The organism is Pseudomonas sp. FP597 (assembly GCF_030687435.1).
Lineage (GTDB): Bacteria > Pseudomonadota > Gammaproteobacteria > Pseudomonadales > Pseudomonadaceae > Aquipseudomonas > Aquipseudomonas lactucae.
In genome coordinates this window covers 5,761,184-5,775,421 of sequence record NZ_CP117432.1, presented here as the reverse complement: position 1 = coordinate 5,775,421, position 14,238 = coordinate 5,761,184, and the positions used below count along the sequence as shown (strand labels likewise).

Annotated in this window: 17 protein-coding genes; 10 read left to right on the top strand and 7 right to left on the bottom strand. The window is 55.7% G+C overall.

All coding sequences use genetic code 11. From position 1 onward, the window contains the following. Position 1: 1 nt before the first annotated feature. Both PSH66_RS26455 and PSH66_RS26450 read right to left on the bottom strand, forming a co-directional pair. Positions 2–382: a MerR family transcriptional regulator gene (locus PSH66_RS26455; RefSeq protein ID WP_305427956.1), complete on the bottom strand. Its 381-nt coding sequence runs from the start codon at positions 380–382 to the stop codon at positions 2–4. Next, positions 321–965, bottom strand: coding sequence for an NAD(P)H-dependent oxidoreductase (locus tag PSH66_RS26450; protein WP_305427955.1), 645 nt, complete (start codon positions 963–965; stop codon positions 321–323). The genes PSH66_RS26455 and PSH66_RS26450 overlap by 62 nt, the downstream gene beginning before the upstream one ends. Before the next feature lie 201 nt (positions 966–1,166). Here PSH66_RS26450 and PSH66_RS26445 point away from each other — a divergent pair, with 201 nt between their 5' ends. The 9 genes from PSH66_RS26445 to PSH66_RS26405 all read left to right on the top strand — a co-directional run bounded on the left by PSH66_RS26445 (position 1,167) and on the right by PSH66_RS26405 (position 8,526). Then, positions 1,167–2,198: a YhcG family protein gene (locus PSH66_RS26445; protein WP_305427954.1), complete on the top strand. Its 1,032-nt coding sequence runs from the start codon at positions 1,167–1,169 to the stop codon at positions 2,196–2,198. 293 nt (positions 2,199–2,491) lie between these two features. Then, positions 2,492–3,073 carry a YjfI family protein gene (locus PSH66_RS26440; protein ID WP_305427953.1) on the top strand — a complete coding sequence of 194 codons (582 nt, stop codon included), beginning with the start codon at positions 2,492–2,494 and terminating at the stop codon, positions 3,071–3,073. 17 nt (positions 3,074–3,090) lie between these two features. Further along, the gene (locus PSH66_RS26435; RefSeq protein WP_078734836.1) at positions 3,091–3,789 is read left to right on the top strand and encodes a PspA/IM30 family protein; all 699 of its coding nucleotides are present in this window, start codon (positions 3,091–3,093) and stop codon (positions 3,787–3,789) included. A gap of 64 nt (positions 3,790–3,853) precedes the next feature. Next, the gene (locus tag PSH66_RS26430) at positions 3,854–4,414 is read left to right on the top strand and encodes a rhomboid family intramembrane serine protease (RefSeq protein ID WP_003176336.1); all 561 of its coding nucleotides are present in this window, start codon (positions 3,854–3,856) and stop codon (positions 4,412–4,414) included. Positions 4,415–4,484: 70 nt separating this feature from the next. Next, positions 4,485–5,519, top strand: coding sequence for an ion channel (locus PSH66_RS26425; RefSeq protein WP_305427952.1), 1,035 nt, complete (start codon positions 4,485–4,487; stop codon positions 5,517–5,519). Next, positions 5,506–6,180, top strand: coding sequence for a DUF2491 family protein (locus PSH66_RS26420; protein ID WP_003176334.1), 675 nt, complete (start codon positions 5,506–5,508; stop codon positions 6,178–6,180). The genes PSH66_RS26425 and PSH66_RS26420 overlap by 14 nt, the downstream gene beginning before the upstream one ends. A gap of 15 nt (positions 6,181–6,195) precedes the next feature. Beyond that, complete coding sequence (locus PSH66_RS26415) at positions 6,196–6,624, top strand: DUF350 domain-containing protein (protein ID WP_305427950.1); 429 nt, start codon at positions 6,196–6,198, stop codon at positions 6,622–6,624. Between the two features lie 18 nt (positions 6,625–6,642). After that, on the top strand, positions 6,643–7,356 hold the full coding sequence (locus tag PSH66_RS26410; protein WP_003176332.1) for a DUF1190 domain-containing protein: 714 nt from the start codon (positions 6,643–6,645) through the stop codon (positions 7,354–7,356). Between the two features lie 12 nt (positions 7,357–7,368). Further along, positions 7,369–8,526: a glutathionylspermidine synthase family protein gene (locus PSH66_RS26405; RefSeq protein WP_003176331.1), complete on the top strand. Its 1,158-nt coding sequence runs from the start codon at positions 7,369–7,371 to the stop codon at positions 8,524–8,526. 95 nt (positions 8,527–8,621) lie between these two features. On the opposite strand, the gene ycaC is transcribed toward PSH66_RS26405, so the two are convergent. Then, entirely contained in the window at positions 8,622–9,254 is a 633-nt protein-coding gene (gene ycaC, locus PSH66_RS26400; protein ID WP_003176330.1) for an isochorismate family cysteine hydrolase YcaC, read from the bottom strand. A 298-nt stretch (positions 9,255–9,552) separates the two neighbouring features. On the opposite strand from ycaC, the gene PSH66_RS26395 reads away from it, so the two are divergent. Continuing rightward, the gene (locus PSH66_RS26395) at positions 9,553–9,789 is read left to right on the top strand and encodes a hypothetical protein (protein ID WP_305427949.1); all 237 of its coding nucleotides are present in this window, start codon (positions 9,553–9,555) and stop codon (positions 9,787–9,789) included. Between the two features lie 245 nt (positions 9,790–10,034). Here the strand turns inward: PSH66_RS26395 and PSH66_RS26390 are convergent, their stop codons facing one another. From PSH66_RS26390 to PSH66_RS26375, 4 genes are all read right to left on the bottom strand, one after another. Then, the gene (locus PSH66_RS26390; protein ID WP_305427948.1) at positions 10,035–11,153 is read right to left on the bottom strand and encodes a macro domain-containing protein; all 1,119 of its coding nucleotides are present in this window, start codon (positions 11,151–11,153) and stop codon (positions 10,035–10,037) included. Continuing rightward, positions 11,150–11,794: a DUF4433 domain-containing protein gene (locus PSH66_RS26385; protein WP_305427947.1), complete on the bottom strand. Its 645-nt coding sequence runs from the start codon at positions 11,792–11,794 to the stop codon at positions 11,150–11,152. Before PSH66_RS26385 ends, PSH66_RS26390 begins: the two co-directional genes overlap by 4 nt. Beyond that, positions 11,795–12,373 (bottom strand): DarT ssDNA thymidine ADP-ribosyltransferase family protein, encoded by a 579-nt coding sequence (locus PSH66_RS26380; protein WP_305427946.1) that lies wholly within the window; start codon positions 12,371–12,373, stop codon positions 11,795–11,797. It lies immediately after the preceding gene. Between the two features lie 161 nt (positions 12,374–12,534). Beyond that, on the bottom strand, positions 12,535–13,455 hold the full coding sequence (locus PSH66_RS26375; RefSeq protein ID WP_305427945.1) for a restriction endonuclease: 921 nt from the start codon (positions 13,453–13,455) through the stop codon (positions 12,535–12,537). Positions 13,456–14,238: the final 783 nt, after the last annotated feature.

Sequence of the window (14,238 nt, the reverse complement as noted above, 5' to 3'; positions counted from 1 at the left end):
TTCAAATAACGACCAAGCTCATTGACGAGCATTGTCCCTGCGCCTCTTTCAACTGGCTTTCAAACGCTGTCAGCCCTGTGTGCATTTTCTGCAACTCGGTAATCTGCGCGGCCAGCTCGCGTTTTTTGCTGGCGATGGCGTGTTCTGCCCGGTCCCAGGGCAAGGTGTCTCGTGGGCTGTCGCGCAGAATCTCCTGCAACTCCTTGAGCTTGAACCCCAACTGCTGCGCGCACTTGATAAACATCAGCAGCTCAACGCTCTGCTCCGAATAGACCCGGTATTGGCCCTGGCGCTGCGGCGCCGGCAGCAGGCCTATGGCCTCATAGTGACGAATCGCTTTGATGGTGGTGCCCGACCGTTGCGCGGCTTTGCCGATGTACATGAAAATTCCCTTTTCCAAATAGTGCGCCGGCTTGTTTGATCCATCTATCGCGTTGTGCCGGTGTAGAGCCGAGTACCGGCCCGAACAGCAGCGTCTTGATCGGCTTGATGCCACAAAACGCCAGCGTGGCCTTGCGCATCTGATGCACGCCCGGCATGTGCTGGAACCAGCGGTAATACCACGGCGGTGTGTCCAGGGTCACTAACAAATGCGCAGTCTTGCCGTGTAATAGCTTGTCAGGGAATGTCTTGCCCGCACGGTATTTGAAGGCAAAACCAGGTAGGAAAATACGGTCGATAAACCCCTTCATCAACGCTGGAATACCACCCCACCAGATCGGGAACACGAACGTCAGATGAGTAGCCCAGAGGATGTCGGATTGGGCGCTTTGCAGGACGGCCTCCAATGGCTGGGTCTGTGTGTAACCGTCGTGCAGGACGGGGTCGAACACCCGATCGCCCAGGCGCAGTACACGGACTTCGTGGCCGGCGGTTTTTGCTGCGTGGGTATAGGTGTCGGCGAGGGCTGAACAGAGACTGGTGTTGGACGGGTGGCCGAGGACGACCAAAATGCGTTGGCTCATGTGAACAGCTCCTGAAATGAGATTCAGGGTAGGGGGTGCCGTATAGGGGAGAGTCAAGAGAGAGGATTGCAATACGTCGATTTGCAAAGGCCAGCAGGACCGTTCCGCAAGGTTTGAAGGGCGCTTCCTGAAGTATTCATAAGCACTTGTGACGGCACAGGTCTCTGCTTAGTCTGCCGAAAACCCAAACGTGAGACGGGCATGAGCAATGTATCTACCGGCGTGACCGCATCGCCTGAGGGCTACAGCGATTGGCTGACCGACCTCAAGGGCCGTATTCATACGGCGCAGCAACGCGCAACACTCGCCGTCAACCGCGAGTTGGTGCTGCTCTACTGGAAAATCGGACACGATATTTTGACTCGCCAAAGCGAGCAGGGTTGGGGTAGCAAGGTTATCGACCGGCTCGCCCAGGATTTGCGCGCGGCTTTTCCCCAAATGAAGGGGTTTTCGCCGCGTAATCTGAAGTACATGCGTGCATTTGCCGAGGCCTGGCCGGATTTGGAGTTTGTGCAAGGGGTGCTTGCACAATTGCCTTGGTATCACCAAGTGGCGTTGATAGACAAACTTCCTGGTCCCGAGACTCGCCGCTGGTACGTCGCCCAGGCAATCGAACACAACTGGTCACGCAATACGCTGGTGATGCACATCGAGAATCGTCTGCTGGAGCGCAGCGGCAAGGCTGTCAGCAACTTTGAGAGCCATTTGCCAAAGCCGCAATCGGATCTGGCGCGCGAGTCGCTGAAAGATCCCTATCGTTTTGATTTCCTTGGCCTGGCCTTGGATGCGCAGGAGCGCGACATAGAAAACGCCCTGATCAAGCACGTGACCGACTTTTTGCTGGAACTGGGGGCAGGTTTCGCTTTCGTCGGCCAACAGGTGCTACTGGACGTGGGGGGCGATGAGTTCTTCATTGACCTGTTGTTCTATCACGTGAAGCTGCGCTGTTACGTCGTGATCGAACTCAAAACCGGAAAATTCAAGCCAGAGCACCTGGGTAAACTGAGTTTTTACCTCGCCGCCGTGGATGCCCAGCTTAAACATCCCCAGGATGGCCCGACCATTGGACTCTTGTTGTGCAAGAGCAAGAATGAAGTAGTGGCCGAGTATGCGCTGCGCGACAACAATCGGCCGATTGGCGTGGCGCACTATCAATTAAGGGAGTCGTTGCCGGCAGCGCTTCAAACCAGTTTGCCGAGCATCGAACAGATCGAGCGGGAGCTGGCGGGATAGGGAGAGTGCCACACACCTGCTTTGCAGCACAGGTCAGTCGCCGGGTTTGCTTCTGATGAGCCGTCAGCGCTGCATAACCCTTCATCCAACGTGCGTAGAAAAATCTCACGCGTGAGCTATTGAGCATAGCGAACATTACCTGTAGATTTTCTCACGCGTGAGTTTTTCACAACGAGGTCAGTACCATGAAAAGCAGCTCTCCATCGAGCCCGCCAGCAGGGCCCGAGACAGATTCACCAGGCCGCAAGGGAGAGCGCTTGAAACCGTCCGCTAAAAAGCCATCGAGCTTTTACATGAAGCAGATGCGCGCGGGCCTGGCGGCGGCCGGTTATGTGAAACACGAAACTTGGGTGCTTCCCGAAAACCGAAGCCTGCTCAAGCAAATGGAGAAACAGCTCCGCCAGCCGATTCTGGCGGGCTCATTCATATCGGAGAACTACATGAGCGCAGGTACCAACTGGAACATCGACCGCCTCTTCAGTGCGCTTCAGGCCCTGGACGACGTGGTTGCCAACGACATTACGCTGTCTCTGGTTCAAGGTTCCGAATCCAGTATCAAGCTGGAAATGAACGACTTCGGAGGCTTGCCGATTTACATCGCGGTAGTGGGCGAGCAGATCATCGTCGATACCGTGCTGGTCGACGTCGAGTCCATCACTGACGTAACGGCATTCAACGATGCTGTGCTACACAGTCGGGAAATGTTCCCGCTGTCCTCGATCGGTATCGAGTCCATGCCTAACGGGCAGGTGGTCTACAACATGTTCGGCGCATTGAGTTCCGACTCCAGCCTGACCAACATCGTGACCGAGGTGAAAACCCTCGTCGATAACGTGCAGCGCGCCAGCGAAGCCTTCGAACGTTTCTTCAATTAAGTATTCGGGAGTATCCAATGACTCAATCCATCTGGAGCAAATTGTTCACCGCGCTGCGTGGCGGTGCCAGCGAAGTCGGCGAATCGATCGTCGACCAACAGGCCCTGCGCATCCTCGATCAGGAAATTCGCGATGCCGACACCGCGTTGGCCAACGCCAAGCGCGAGCTGGTCAGCATCATGGCCAAGCACAAACTGGCGGCTGATCGCGTCGGCGAGTACGACGCCAAGATCAAGGACCTGGAATCCAAGGCGATGGCCGCTATCCAGGCCAACCGTGAAGACCTGGCCCTGGAAGTGGCCGAAGCTATTTCTACCCTGACCAACGAGCGCGACGTCGAGCAGAAGCAGACCGCCGAATTCGGTGGGTACGCCGACAGCATGCGCAAGGACATCACCAAGGCCGAAAGCCGGATTAAAAGCCTGCGCCAGCAAGTGGACATGGCCAAGGCCCGCGAAAGCGTACAGAAGGCCCAAGTCAGTGCGTCCATCGCCAGTGGCGGTGCCAACGGCAAGCTGGAAACCGCTGTCGGTACGCTCAACCGCTTGCAGGCCAAGCAGCAGCAACGCGCCGCCGAACTGCAAGCCCAGGACGAGCTGGCTGAGGCCTCGACGGGGACCGACCTGGAGCGCAAATTGCGCGAGGCCGGCATCACGCCGAACGAAGGCAGCGCCAACGCGATTCTGGAACGCCTGAAGCAAAAGTCAGCCGAGTAAGCGACGCCGCCGCGAGAAGGGCATCAGTTGCCCTTCTTTTTTATGTCGAGGTGTCGAGGTCGGGATGGGTGCCCTTAACGGTTTCAAGATAATCGCAGGCTTGGCCCTGTTCATGGTCGCGCTGCAATTGCTCAATGCCGTGACCGGTTACAGCCTTATGGCGTTCGGACTGATCCCGAGAACGATGCACGGGTTGCCCGGCATCCTCACCTCACCGTTTTTGCATGCATCCTTTGCCCACCTGAGTGCGAACCTGATTGCCTTTTTGATACTGGGCACCCTGGTCATCATCGAAGGAGTCAAGCGGTTTATGGCCGTCAGCGCGATCATTATTGTGCTGGGCGGCTCGCTGGTCTGGTTGTTCGGTTTTGCAGGTCTGCACATCGGTGCCAGCGGCTGGGTATTTGGGCTATGGGCCTACCTGTTGTCTCGCGCCTGGTTTCACCGCAGTTGGAGCAACCTGATAACGGCCAGTGTCGTGGCTTTATTGTACGGCGGCCTGGTCGTTGGCTTTCTGCCTCGCCAGGGCGTTTCCTTTGAAGGCCATCTTTTTGGTGCGTTCGCCGGATTTATTGCAGCCAAGGTACTTCTCTCGACGCCGCGCAGCAGGTTTAATGCCGGCTGAATGCGCGAGAGCCTCCAGACGTAGAGGCGACGCCATGAGGGATCAAGTACCCCAGGGAGCCAGGGACGATATGTCGATTTTTCTTTTATTGCGCCTGTACGCTTCGTCCCTCTTTCACCGATTCGGCTGGGCAGGCTTGGTCGTTGCCCTGGGAGTACACCTGAGCACGGCCTATCTGGGCCTTGTATTGCTGGGCGAACAGCACCTCACCGCTGCGGCCACGTTTGTTTACTTCTATCTCACCACCACGCTTACCGTCGGCTACGGCGATCTCGCGCCGCAGACAGCGGCGGGGCGCGTTTTTGTGGCTACCTGGGTCATGCTCGGGGGCATTGCGCTGTTGACGGCAGCCATCGGCAAAACCACCAGCAGTGTTATCGATGCATGGAGAAAAGGTATGAAGGGCAAAGGCGATTTCACCGGCAAGGTTGGCCATACGGTGCTCATTGGCTGGGAAGGGGCGTGCAGCGAGCGGGTCATTGAATTGTTGCTTCAGGACGAAACCTCGAACGACAACCTGATCGTCATCTGCGACTGCTCCCTCGAGGAAAACCCGATGCCGGGCAAGGCGGCGTTCATTCGTGGTGAAAGCCTGTCCTCTACGGCGTTCTTACTGCGTGCCGGGGTTCCGGGGGCCGAGCGTGTGCTGGTGCGTACCCCGTCCGACGATCTGACCCTGGCCACCGTACTGGCGGTGAATCAGCTGAGTCCTGTAGGGCATGTAGTCGCCCACTTCAATGAAAGTGAAATTGCCGCCCTCGCCAGCTCCTACGCGCCCCGTCTGGAATGCACCTCAAGCATGGCTATCGAGATGTTGGTACGCGCCTCCCAGGATCCGGGTTCGTCAGTCGTCATTAATGAGCTGCTGTGCGTAGGGCAAGGCGCCACTCAATACCTGATGAAATTGCCCGAGGCTTTTGAAGCCACGTTCGGCGATCTATACACGCAGATGAAAGAGCACCACAACGCTACCCTTATCGGCTATCGCGCCAAAGGTGACCGGCAACCCTCGATCAACCCGCCCAGTGCCACGCGCGTTGAAGGCGGCGAACTCTTCTATATCGCCTCCACCCGCCTCAAGGAAATTTCCAATGGGATGGCTTAAACAATTGATGGGGCTTGAGGCCCCGAACGCGAATACAGCGTCGAAAGGCTCTGCCGGCACCACTCTGCCAACTACAGGTCCGTTGGGCCTGGCACCGGGCAAAGGCGTGATATTTGACACGACCCTGAAGTTGTTGCTCGACGGGAAAACCTCGGTGGTGATCCCCGGCTCCCAGGAGATCTGGAGTAACGGCACCGTTGACCTGGGGCAGTCGACCTGGCTGTCGCGCTACTACATGAACGACGAAGATTACTGGCTGCAGGTGCACACCACAGGCGATATCGCCGGGCAGGTCGAGTCGGTGATCCTGTTCAACTACCTGAGTTACGTCACTATCGGCAGTGAAGCGGAACTGCGTCGGCTGGCGGGTCCACAAAGCCTGATCGGGTTGCCGACCTACACCCACAACGGCGTGGAATACGCCCGTGTGTGGGGGGGCGAGGAGGGGCAGACAGAACTGGTGGCGATGAGCGAGCAAGTGATCAATCCAGAAGATTCCTACATTGTCGAACACCGTTCAATGCTGTACGCCCGCGACACAGGCCTGACCGACCGTCGAGAGTTTTTGCTGTTTTCCGTCGAAGAAGACGCCGAAGGCACCGTCAGCCTGAGCACGTCGCTGGGCATTTCGCTGTACACAACCGACCTGAATGCGCTCTGAAAAAGGAAGTCATCCATGCTAGAAGCTCTCTCCATCTCCCTGAACAAAGCGGCTGTGTTCGGGTTTGTCAGCTACCTCCTGGGGGCTGCCTTACTGTTCGCACTGTTCCAGTTCGTCTATACCCGCCTCACGCCGCACAAGGAATTCGAACTGATCCGTGCGGGCAACGTGTCGGCTGCGGTCGCGCTGGGCGGTGCCATCATCGGTTTCGCCATTCCAGCCAGCAACGTCATTGCCTACTCGATCAGCATCCTCGACTTCGTGGTTTGGGCATTGATCGCGGCCATCGTCCAACTGTTGGCGTTCCTGGTGACCAGCCTGGTGCTCAAAGGCACTTCTGCGCGCATCAAGAAAGGCGAGCTCGCCGCCGGCATCTACGTGGCTGCGGTGGCCATCAGCGTCGGCATGTTGAATGCCGCGTGCATGACGCCTTCCCAGAACTGATTGCGCACGGAGCTCACGATGAAACGAAGCAAGTACGTCCAGCTTTCGCTGGCCGCCTCGGTCGCCATGGCGATATCCGGCTGCGGGCCGACGGAAAAAACCTACGATTTGCAAAAGAAGTACAACTTCCAGTCGGTCCAGCAATGTGCCGATGAAAAGCTGCCGGTGGACGTGTGCTCGGATGCCTATATGACGGCCATGGCCGAGCACCGCCGCATCGCCCCGGTGTACGCCAGCCAGGCCGATTGCGATGCCGACTTTGTCGCCGGCTGGTGCCAGCTGGACTCCAACGGCCAGTTCATCCCCAAGCTGGGCGGTTTCGAACTGACCGCCGAAGGCCAAGTGACACAGTCCCAGGTGGACGCCGCCCAAGCGCAAGTGCCTGGCTCGCAAGTGAGCAATGGCGGCTCAGGCTTCTCCACCAGCAGCCTGCTGACCGGCCTGTTGATCGGCAACATGCTCAGTAATAATCGCAACAGCTACCGCTCCGAGCCGGTGTATCGCTACCGCGATGATCGCGGCGACTATGGCAACTCGACACTCAATCAGCGCGTCTCCAATGGGGCGACATTCGGCCGGTCCAACCAGGCCAGGTATGGCAGCAGCGATTACGCCAATACCCTGCGTTCCTCCAGCAAGTCGAGCGCCGTTGCCTCGGCCACCTCCCGTGGCGGCTTTGGCAGCAAGGCCAGCGCACGCAGTGGCTGGGGCGGCGGCGGGTCGAGCAGTTAAGGAGCCCGGGCCATGAAGAAGATCCATTGCGCAGAGCGTCATGACTGGAAACAGACCGCCGACAGCCTGGGCTTTCTGTTCCATACCATCGACGGCGAACCTTACTGGGACGAGCGCGCGTATTACCAGTTCACGCTCAAGCAAATCGAGCGCGACCTCGAAGACCCGACCACCGAGATCCATGACATGTGCATGGACCTCGTGGCCCGTGTGGTCCAGAGCGAGGCGCTGCTGGAGCGCCTGAGCATTCCCGCGCCGTTCTACGACATGATTCGCACCTCATGGCTCGAAGGCCACCCGCACCTGTATGGCCGCATGGATTTTTCCTATAACGGCACCGGGCCGGCCAAATTGCTGGAGCTCAACTACGACACGCCAACCAGCCTGTATGAGGCGGCGGCGTTTCAATGGGGCTGGCTGGAGCAGTGCATCGAACGCGGCTTGCTGCCCAGGCACGCCGACCAATTCAACAGCATCGACACCAAACTGCATCAGGCTTTCGCTCAATTGCAGCTCAACCAGCCGTTCTACTTTGCTTCGATGAAAGACTCGATCGAAGACAAAGGCACCACGGATTACCTGCGTCTGGTCGCGGAAAAGGTCGGCATCGAATCACGTCACATCGATATCGAAGACATCGGCCTGACCAGCGAAGGCCGTTTCGTCGACCTGCAGGATCGCTGGATTCCTCACCTGTTCAAACTGCACGCCTGGGAATTTATCTTCCACGAACCCTTTGGTACCGCGATTGCCCAGAGTGACACGCAGTTTTTCGAGCCTGCGTGGAAGTCCATTCTTTCCAACAAAGGCATCCTGCCGCTGTTGTGGGAGTTCAACAAAGGCCACCCCAACCTGCTCGCGGCCCACCTGGATACCGAGCCAGGCCGAGCCGTGCCAAAGGGCTGGGTGCGCAAGCCGTTCTTCTCGCGCGAAGGCGCCAACATCGAACTGCAAACCGCCGACGGTCTGATCGTCAAAGAAGACGGTCCCTACACCGATGCGCCTTTTATCCTTCAGGAGTTTGCACCGTTGCCGAAATTTGACGACAGCTACACGCTGATCGGGTCTTGGGTGATAGGTGATCAGGCGGCGGGGATTGGTGTGCGGGAGGACAACAGTTTGATCACCAAGGATTCGAGCCGGTTTCTGCCGCATTTGATCCTGGATTGACGGGGCGTGATTTTGAGCGTTCCCCTGGCGTAGCAGCTGCCTCGCCAGGGCTCGACAGCTGCTACGTATTACCCTATTGAAGGGATGTCGTTACCTTAGTCTTGACGAGCAGTCAGCGCCGAGTAGCTGTTCATCAAATTGCGATAGTTAGGAATCCGCTGGGACAACAAATTCCCCAGCCCTTCGATATCGTTGCGCCAGTCGCGGTGCAGCTCACAGGCCACCGAGAACCAGTTCATCATCTGCGCGCCGGCCTGTGTCATGCGGCTCCAGGCTGCTTGCTGCACCGTGGTGTTGAAGGTACCGGACGCATCGGTCACTACAAACACATCAAACCCTTCCGCCAGCGCCGACAAGGTCGGGAACGCTACGCACACATCCGTGACCACACCGGCAATGATGATCTGCTTGCGGCCGGTGGCCTTGATCGCCTTGACGAAGTCTTCGTTGTCCCAGGCGTTGATCTGACCGGGGCGGGCGATGTACGGCGCGTCCGGGAACATCGCTTTGAGCTCCGGTACGATCGGGCCGTTGGGGCCTTGCTCGAAGCTGGTGGTGAGGATGGTCGGCAGGTCGAAGAACTTGGCCAGGTCGGCCAGGGCCAGCACGTTGTTCTTGAACTCGTTGGGCGAGAAGTCCTGCACCAGGGAGATCAGGCCGGTCTGGTGGTCGACCAACAGAACAATGGCGTCGTCTTTGTTCAAGCGGTTGTAGGTTGCAGTGCTCATGGTTGAATCCTTTTTGTTTAAGTGGGTTTGGGCGTTGCGTTCAACATGGGCACAGATTAATGGGGGATCGAATTGGGATAAATCGGCTGAAATAGGTCATACCGTCAACTAATAGGTGACGATGATCAAAGGGCCAGCAGTACCTATCCCTTTCAATTGCAGGACGTTTCCGAGCGGAATCCCAACCGCTTGCGCCAGCGGAAATGCCTGACTAGGCTGCGGATCGTCACTGCCTATTCAGTGATCGGGTTTAGTCGCCCGGATTCGATTGGTACACACTTTTAATTGGAGTTGTGCCATGGAAAACATCGTTTCGGATTCTCTTTCTCCGCTCACGCCTTACCCATTCACGGTCAACGAAGAGCTCAGCTTCGAGGATGCCTGGGTGCGTGTGGCTGAGTTGCTGCACTGTGCGGTGGCGACATCGCAAATGCTCGGTGAGCCGGTGCCTGCACCGCAGAGGGCAGTGATGCATTTGGTGGAGATGGCGAAGATGGTGGCGGATCGGGCTGTGGAGTGTTTGCAGCCGAGGTGATGTGACATTTGCATCAGGTCAGCAAGTTGCTGACCTGATGCCGTACTGCTCTACATGAGCGGTTGCCGCCTATCACGAGCCGAGCTGGCTGGCGGACTCAGGTATTGATGGCGGAGCTTTTCAGTGCCGCATTAGAGGCGAGGGAACCTTGATCAAACTGCAACCGCTAAGAAGGTATGCGCCAGACAGAACGCAGCTCATGTCGTTATTTATTGTTTTTTGCGACACGTTTTGTCTTCATGTCTTTATTGGCGACATATCAATGCATCCATTTCCAATTTGTGCGGCAGTCGAGCTTGGGAATGATTGAATGTAAGCCGTTTGAGCGCGATCTCGAGCGCTTGATCATCAAACAGCTTGTTCTTTCGGGCCCCAGCTCCTGCTCCGCCCTCCCAATGTTTCAATGCCTCACGCACCTGCGGGACTGTAGGGGAAACATTTTTCTGACTCAGCAGCCAATCAACAGTCGCCAGCAGCTCCATCCCAAATGGAGACTCAAAACCGTCAATCAACTCGGCGGTGCACTCCAAGGCTTGTGAGTACTCTTTGGCCTCCGTGTTGAGGTAGGTTTGAAGAAAGGCCTTACGGTCCTGGTCAAACCAGATGACATCGCTGATTTCCGCATCATTGATGCGCTTATTGCAATGCAGATAACTACCATCCAGATTGTTAAGCAGATGCTCCAAACGATTGGCATATGGCCCGTACTTGTGAGCAACGAATTTAAGGTCCAGCGGGTTCTTGAGGCCTGGCCGCTTTTCAATTTCGCGTTCCAGGAACCAGGCCAGCTTCTGAATCTCCAGCAAGCTGCATTCCATGCCTAACACCCAATACCGCCGCACCAGTTCGGCAATAAGCGCGCGGGCCGGTGTGAGTTTCTCCACACCGCTGCGTTTGGCGACATTCAGATACTGATTGGAAGGCTCGAATACCAGCACATCGACATCCAAATCACTTAAAACATCAACGATCTGCTCGCGAACTTCCGGCCATTTCAGCCCCCCGTTACCCGCACCCAACGGCGGAACAGCCACGGATTTCACATGGTTTTCAATCAGAAAACGCCGTAGATCATGCAGACCTTCGGTTATCCATGCCATCTGCGAAGGTGATCGCCAGTGACGTTTGGTCGGGAAGTTAACGATCCAACGCGGGCCTTCCAGTTCGTTGACTGCGGTTACGTGAACCTTGCCTGTTTCTACCTCGCCAGCCTTACAGGCCGTCGCGTACAAACGATAGTTCTCCGCAAAACGCTCTTTGAACATCAGCGCGATGCCTTTACCCATCACTCCTACGGTATTCACCGTGTTGACGAGGGCTTCGGTGTTGGCTTCCAGAAGGTTGCCTTGGGTGAATCTGATCATTGGAAATACCATCCCGGACGCGCATGGACGGACAACGTCAGGCCTCTGGCGGCGACGTCGTGTTCTATGCGTTTTTTTGCAGCATCGGTGTAACACATGATGCCAAGGAGTCCTGTAATCGGTAGGTGGTGGTGAATCAGCGCTTCTGCCTGATAACGCTCCATTTTGCGGGGGTCATCGGGGTCACGTTTGAAATCGCGCCGTTGAAGGATAGACCAATCAATCTTGTGGAGATTATCCAGATCGTTGTAATAGTCTGTCCAATCCGGGTAGGCGTGTGCATTTGTGAAGACGAACGGTAGGCCAAGCTCGGCGACGCGTGGCAGGCTGGAGACCAGAATCACAATCTCGTCATTGCTGCGTTGCTGAACGCTCCACCCGGAGTGAATGTTTTTCATCATCACAGAGAAGGGCGTGAAGTAGAAGGGTACGTAATCGGCCAACACGCCCGCAGGCGCAATAGGAACGCAGCGCGTGCGGCGCTTGTCGATTAAGTCAGTGTTGCCGATGTTCACGTACTGCGGTGCCTGCACCTCGGAGCTGGCGCAGTGCAGGCCGTTGTCCAGAATCCAGGGCAGATTATCGCGATGGACTATGCGCCAGATCAACGCTTTTTCTGGATTCAGACTGCTGTAATTCATTTATAGAAACATTCCAGGATTTACCGTGATTGGAGTCGTGAGCTTGGCTGCGCCCAGTTTAGCCTCACAAAGCTTTTTGACTTCATCGTTTGGTACATAAATTCTGGAAAAGGATTTGGGGGATACCACGTCGGGAGAGAGGCATTCAGCCATACAAATGTTTTTGCACTCAGCTTTTTTATAGTCCCGAGTGTCCATCACTGCCCAGTTAATCGCTCTGTGGCCAGTATCGTAGTCAAGTAGCTGAATTGCCTCATCGGCGAGTGGGTGATGGGGGATAACCATCCAGCCGTTCTCCCTGGCAAATGTTCTGTAAACAGAGATCAGCGCGAATTTTGATTTGGGTCGATCAAGTTGCACACGCCCATCAAAGGGGTTGGCAGCAAACCAATGAAAGGGCACATAAGTGTCAAGCTTCAAAGCTTTACGCTTCTTGAGAATCTCGCTGTCTGCTACGTCAGTGAAGTCAACGAGACTAGCCCGAGGCTTCAGGCCCTCTTTGAAAATCCCATCCAAGTTTTCAATGGAGGTGAGATGGTAAACAAAAAATTGATCCCTGATGCTTTTGGTGTCTGACATTGCGGTCTCCGTGACCTACGCATTTATCTAAACAGGCTATTGTCCAAGCTGTTCCCACCCCTTATCCGTGGGGGTAAGCAGGTATGCGTTTTGATTCTAATGTGCCATCGCTGTAGGCTACAAGGGCCAAAGGGGGGCTGCGCATCTTTAGCGCTTACAAATCACTCCTCATCAAAATAGTCCCGATCCAACGTCGGCAGCCTCAACAGTCGCGAGGTAACACCGACCTCATGTTCCATCATCAGATGTACCAGTCGCGTGCCATCCACCAACACAATGCCATCAACCGATTTAGCGAAGTCGACGGCATGTACCGTGAACCCAGAGGTTGTGATGAACACTCCGCGCTTAGCTTTTTGCCCGGCGAGTGCGCCGTAAAACGCCTGCAGCTCAGGACGGCCTACCGTGTTCTGCCAGCGTTTGGCTTGAACATACACCTTCTCCAGTCCCAACTTATCGAGCGAGATGATGCCATCAATGCCGGCATCCCCCGAGCCACCAACACGCTGCAAGTCATTGCGGCTGGCGCCGTATCCCAAGCGATGAAGCACATCCAGCACAATCACTTCAAAGCGGGTAGGGCTCACCTGTAGCAAGTTATCCAAAAGGTCGGCAGCCGTGGCTGCGCGCAGTTCCTGGAGCGCTTGCTCGAGCCGGTCATCCGGGCTGGCGGTGGCAGAGGTGACGGCGGGTTCAACAGGCGTTTCGTCATCAAGCGGCGCAGCGTCGGAAGCAACCTTCAGTTTCACATTCATATAACCAATGGCTAAATGCTCCACTTCATCGGATGGCAGAGGGACTGGATGTTCCATGGCGTAGGCCACTCCGGCGTCTGTTAACTTCCAATACCCGCGTTTTGCGCTGCTGGAGAGGCCTGCCCGCTTGAGTCGGTCGTGCGCCCAGCCGGCTCGGTTTTTATAGGTAGCCTGTCCACTGGCGATCAATTCTTCACGTTGTTCTGCAGTCAATTGTAAGCGGTTGGCAGCCGCCTCATGGGCCTCTCGAGCAGGAACGCCATCGGGCTTGGTGGCGAGAAAGCGCAGGATGGGCTCGATGAACTGATCGTAAGTTGGAACGGACATGGACGCTTCCCTGTGATGACTACGTTTTGTGCGAATCGATAGGCGAGTATAAATTAACGATTACTCAACTTTCCCTGACGTGGGCGATGCTGAGGCTGATAAAGCGTAAGCCATTGTGCACGGCAAATGGTTTGTCCTAGCGCTTTACCTGCGTAATGAATCCACCATCCGGCATATGCGAGCCTTGCCGGGGGCAGTCTAATGAGCTTTCAAGGTGTCCAGAGAAGCTGGGCGATGCAAACCTGTGATATAGCTAAGGCTATCGTGGCTTTTGGAGGGCAAGAGAATGACTTTCATACGGACATTAAAAAGCCGGCTTGTGGTTAGCTTTTAATTAATTTATATATTTGAATTTAAAAGATTTTTTGTATTATTGGCTAGCGGAGATCCCCCATTTGGTCCCCCATTTTTAAATGCTTTCACACAGCAGTCGTCCGACCTTTTTTGGGTTACAGGGCTTGATTTGTACTCCTATAAGGGCGCGTGTTCTATGAGTGCTTCGGTGGTGAAATTTTTGGGATTTTCATTTAGTGCTGTAAGCACCTGTGCATGGCTTGGTCTTAACCAAGGGAGAGCAATTCGGGTAAAAAATACAACACATGGCTCTGCGGTAATCTGAAGGAAGAGGCGCATTGGCGATGTATCTATATCGACCAGGAGAAAAGGGAATTCATCGATGGAGGACCATATAAAATGCGCAAGTGATTACCGTATTTGGCTTTTTCCTTTTTACGAATCCTATCTAATCGCAACAGACAGCCTAACGGCAAAAGAAGATCTTCT

Coding starts and splice junctions, on each gene's coding strand:
- PSH66_RS26390 (WP_305427948.1), bottom strand. CDS start 11,153: ATGATCAGATTCACCCAAGGCAACCTTCTGGAAGCCAACACCGAAGCC.
- PSH66_RS26380 (WP_305427946.1), bottom strand. CDS start 12,373: ATGTCAGACACCAAAAGCATCAGGGATCAATTTTTTGTTTACCATCTC.
- PSH66_RS26435 (WP_078734836.1), top strand. CDS start 3,091: ATGACTCAATCCATCTGGAGCAAATTGTTCACCGCGCTGCGTGGCGGT.
- PSH66_RS26440 (WP_305427953.1), top strand. CDS start 2,492: ATGAAGCAGATGCGCGCGGGCCTGGCGGCGGCCGGTTATGTGAAACAC.
- PSH66_RS26410 (WP_003176332.1), top strand. CDS start 6,643: ATGAAACGAAGCAAGTACGTCCAGCTTTCGCTGGCCGCCTCGGTCGCC.
- ycaC (WP_003176330.1), bottom strand. CDS start 9,254: ATGAGCACTGCAACCTACAACCGCTTGAACAAAGACGACGCCATTGTT.
- PSH66_RS26405 (WP_003176331.1), top strand. CDS start 7,369: ATGAAGAAGATCCATTGCGCAGAGCGTCATGACTGGAAACAGACCGCC.
- PSH66_RS26450 (WP_305427955.1), bottom strand. CDS start 965: ATGAGCCAACGCATTTTGGTCGTCCTCGGCCACCCGTCCAACACCAGT.
- PSH66_RS26420 (WP_003176334.1), top strand. CDS start 5,506: ATGGGATGGCTTAAACAATTGATGGGGCTTGAGGCCCCGAACGCGAAT.
- PSH66_RS26425 (WP_305427952.1), top strand. CDS start 4,485: ATGTCGATTTTTCTTTTATTGCGCCTGTACGCTTCGTCCCTCTTTCAC.
- PSH66_RS26415 (WP_305427950.1), top strand. CDS start 6,196: ATGCTAGAAGCTCTCTCCATCTCCCTGAACAAAGCGGCTGTGTTCGGG.
- PSH66_RS26455 (WP_305427956.1), bottom strand. CDS start 382: ATGTACATCGGCAAAGCCGCGCAACGGTCGGGCACCACCATCAAAGCG.
- PSH66_RS26430 (WP_003176336.1), top strand. CDS start 3,854: ATGGGTGCCCTTAACGGTTTCAAGATAATCGCAGGCTTGGCCCTGTTC.
- PSH66_RS26375 (WP_305427945.1), bottom strand. CDS start 13,455: ATGTCCGTTCCAACTTACGATCAGTTCATCGAGCCCATCCTGCGCTTT.
- PSH66_RS26385 (WP_305427947.1), bottom strand. CDS start 11,794: ATGAATTACAGCAGTCTGAATCCAGAAAAAGCGTTGATCTGGCGCATA.
- PSH66_RS26445 (WP_305427954.1), top strand. CDS start 1,167: ATGAGCAATGTATCTACCGGCGTGACCGCATCGCCTGAGGGCTACAGC.
- PSH66_RS26395 (WP_305427949.1), top strand. CDS start 9,553: ATGGAAAACATCGTTTCGGATTCTCTTTCTCCGCTCACGCCTTACCCA.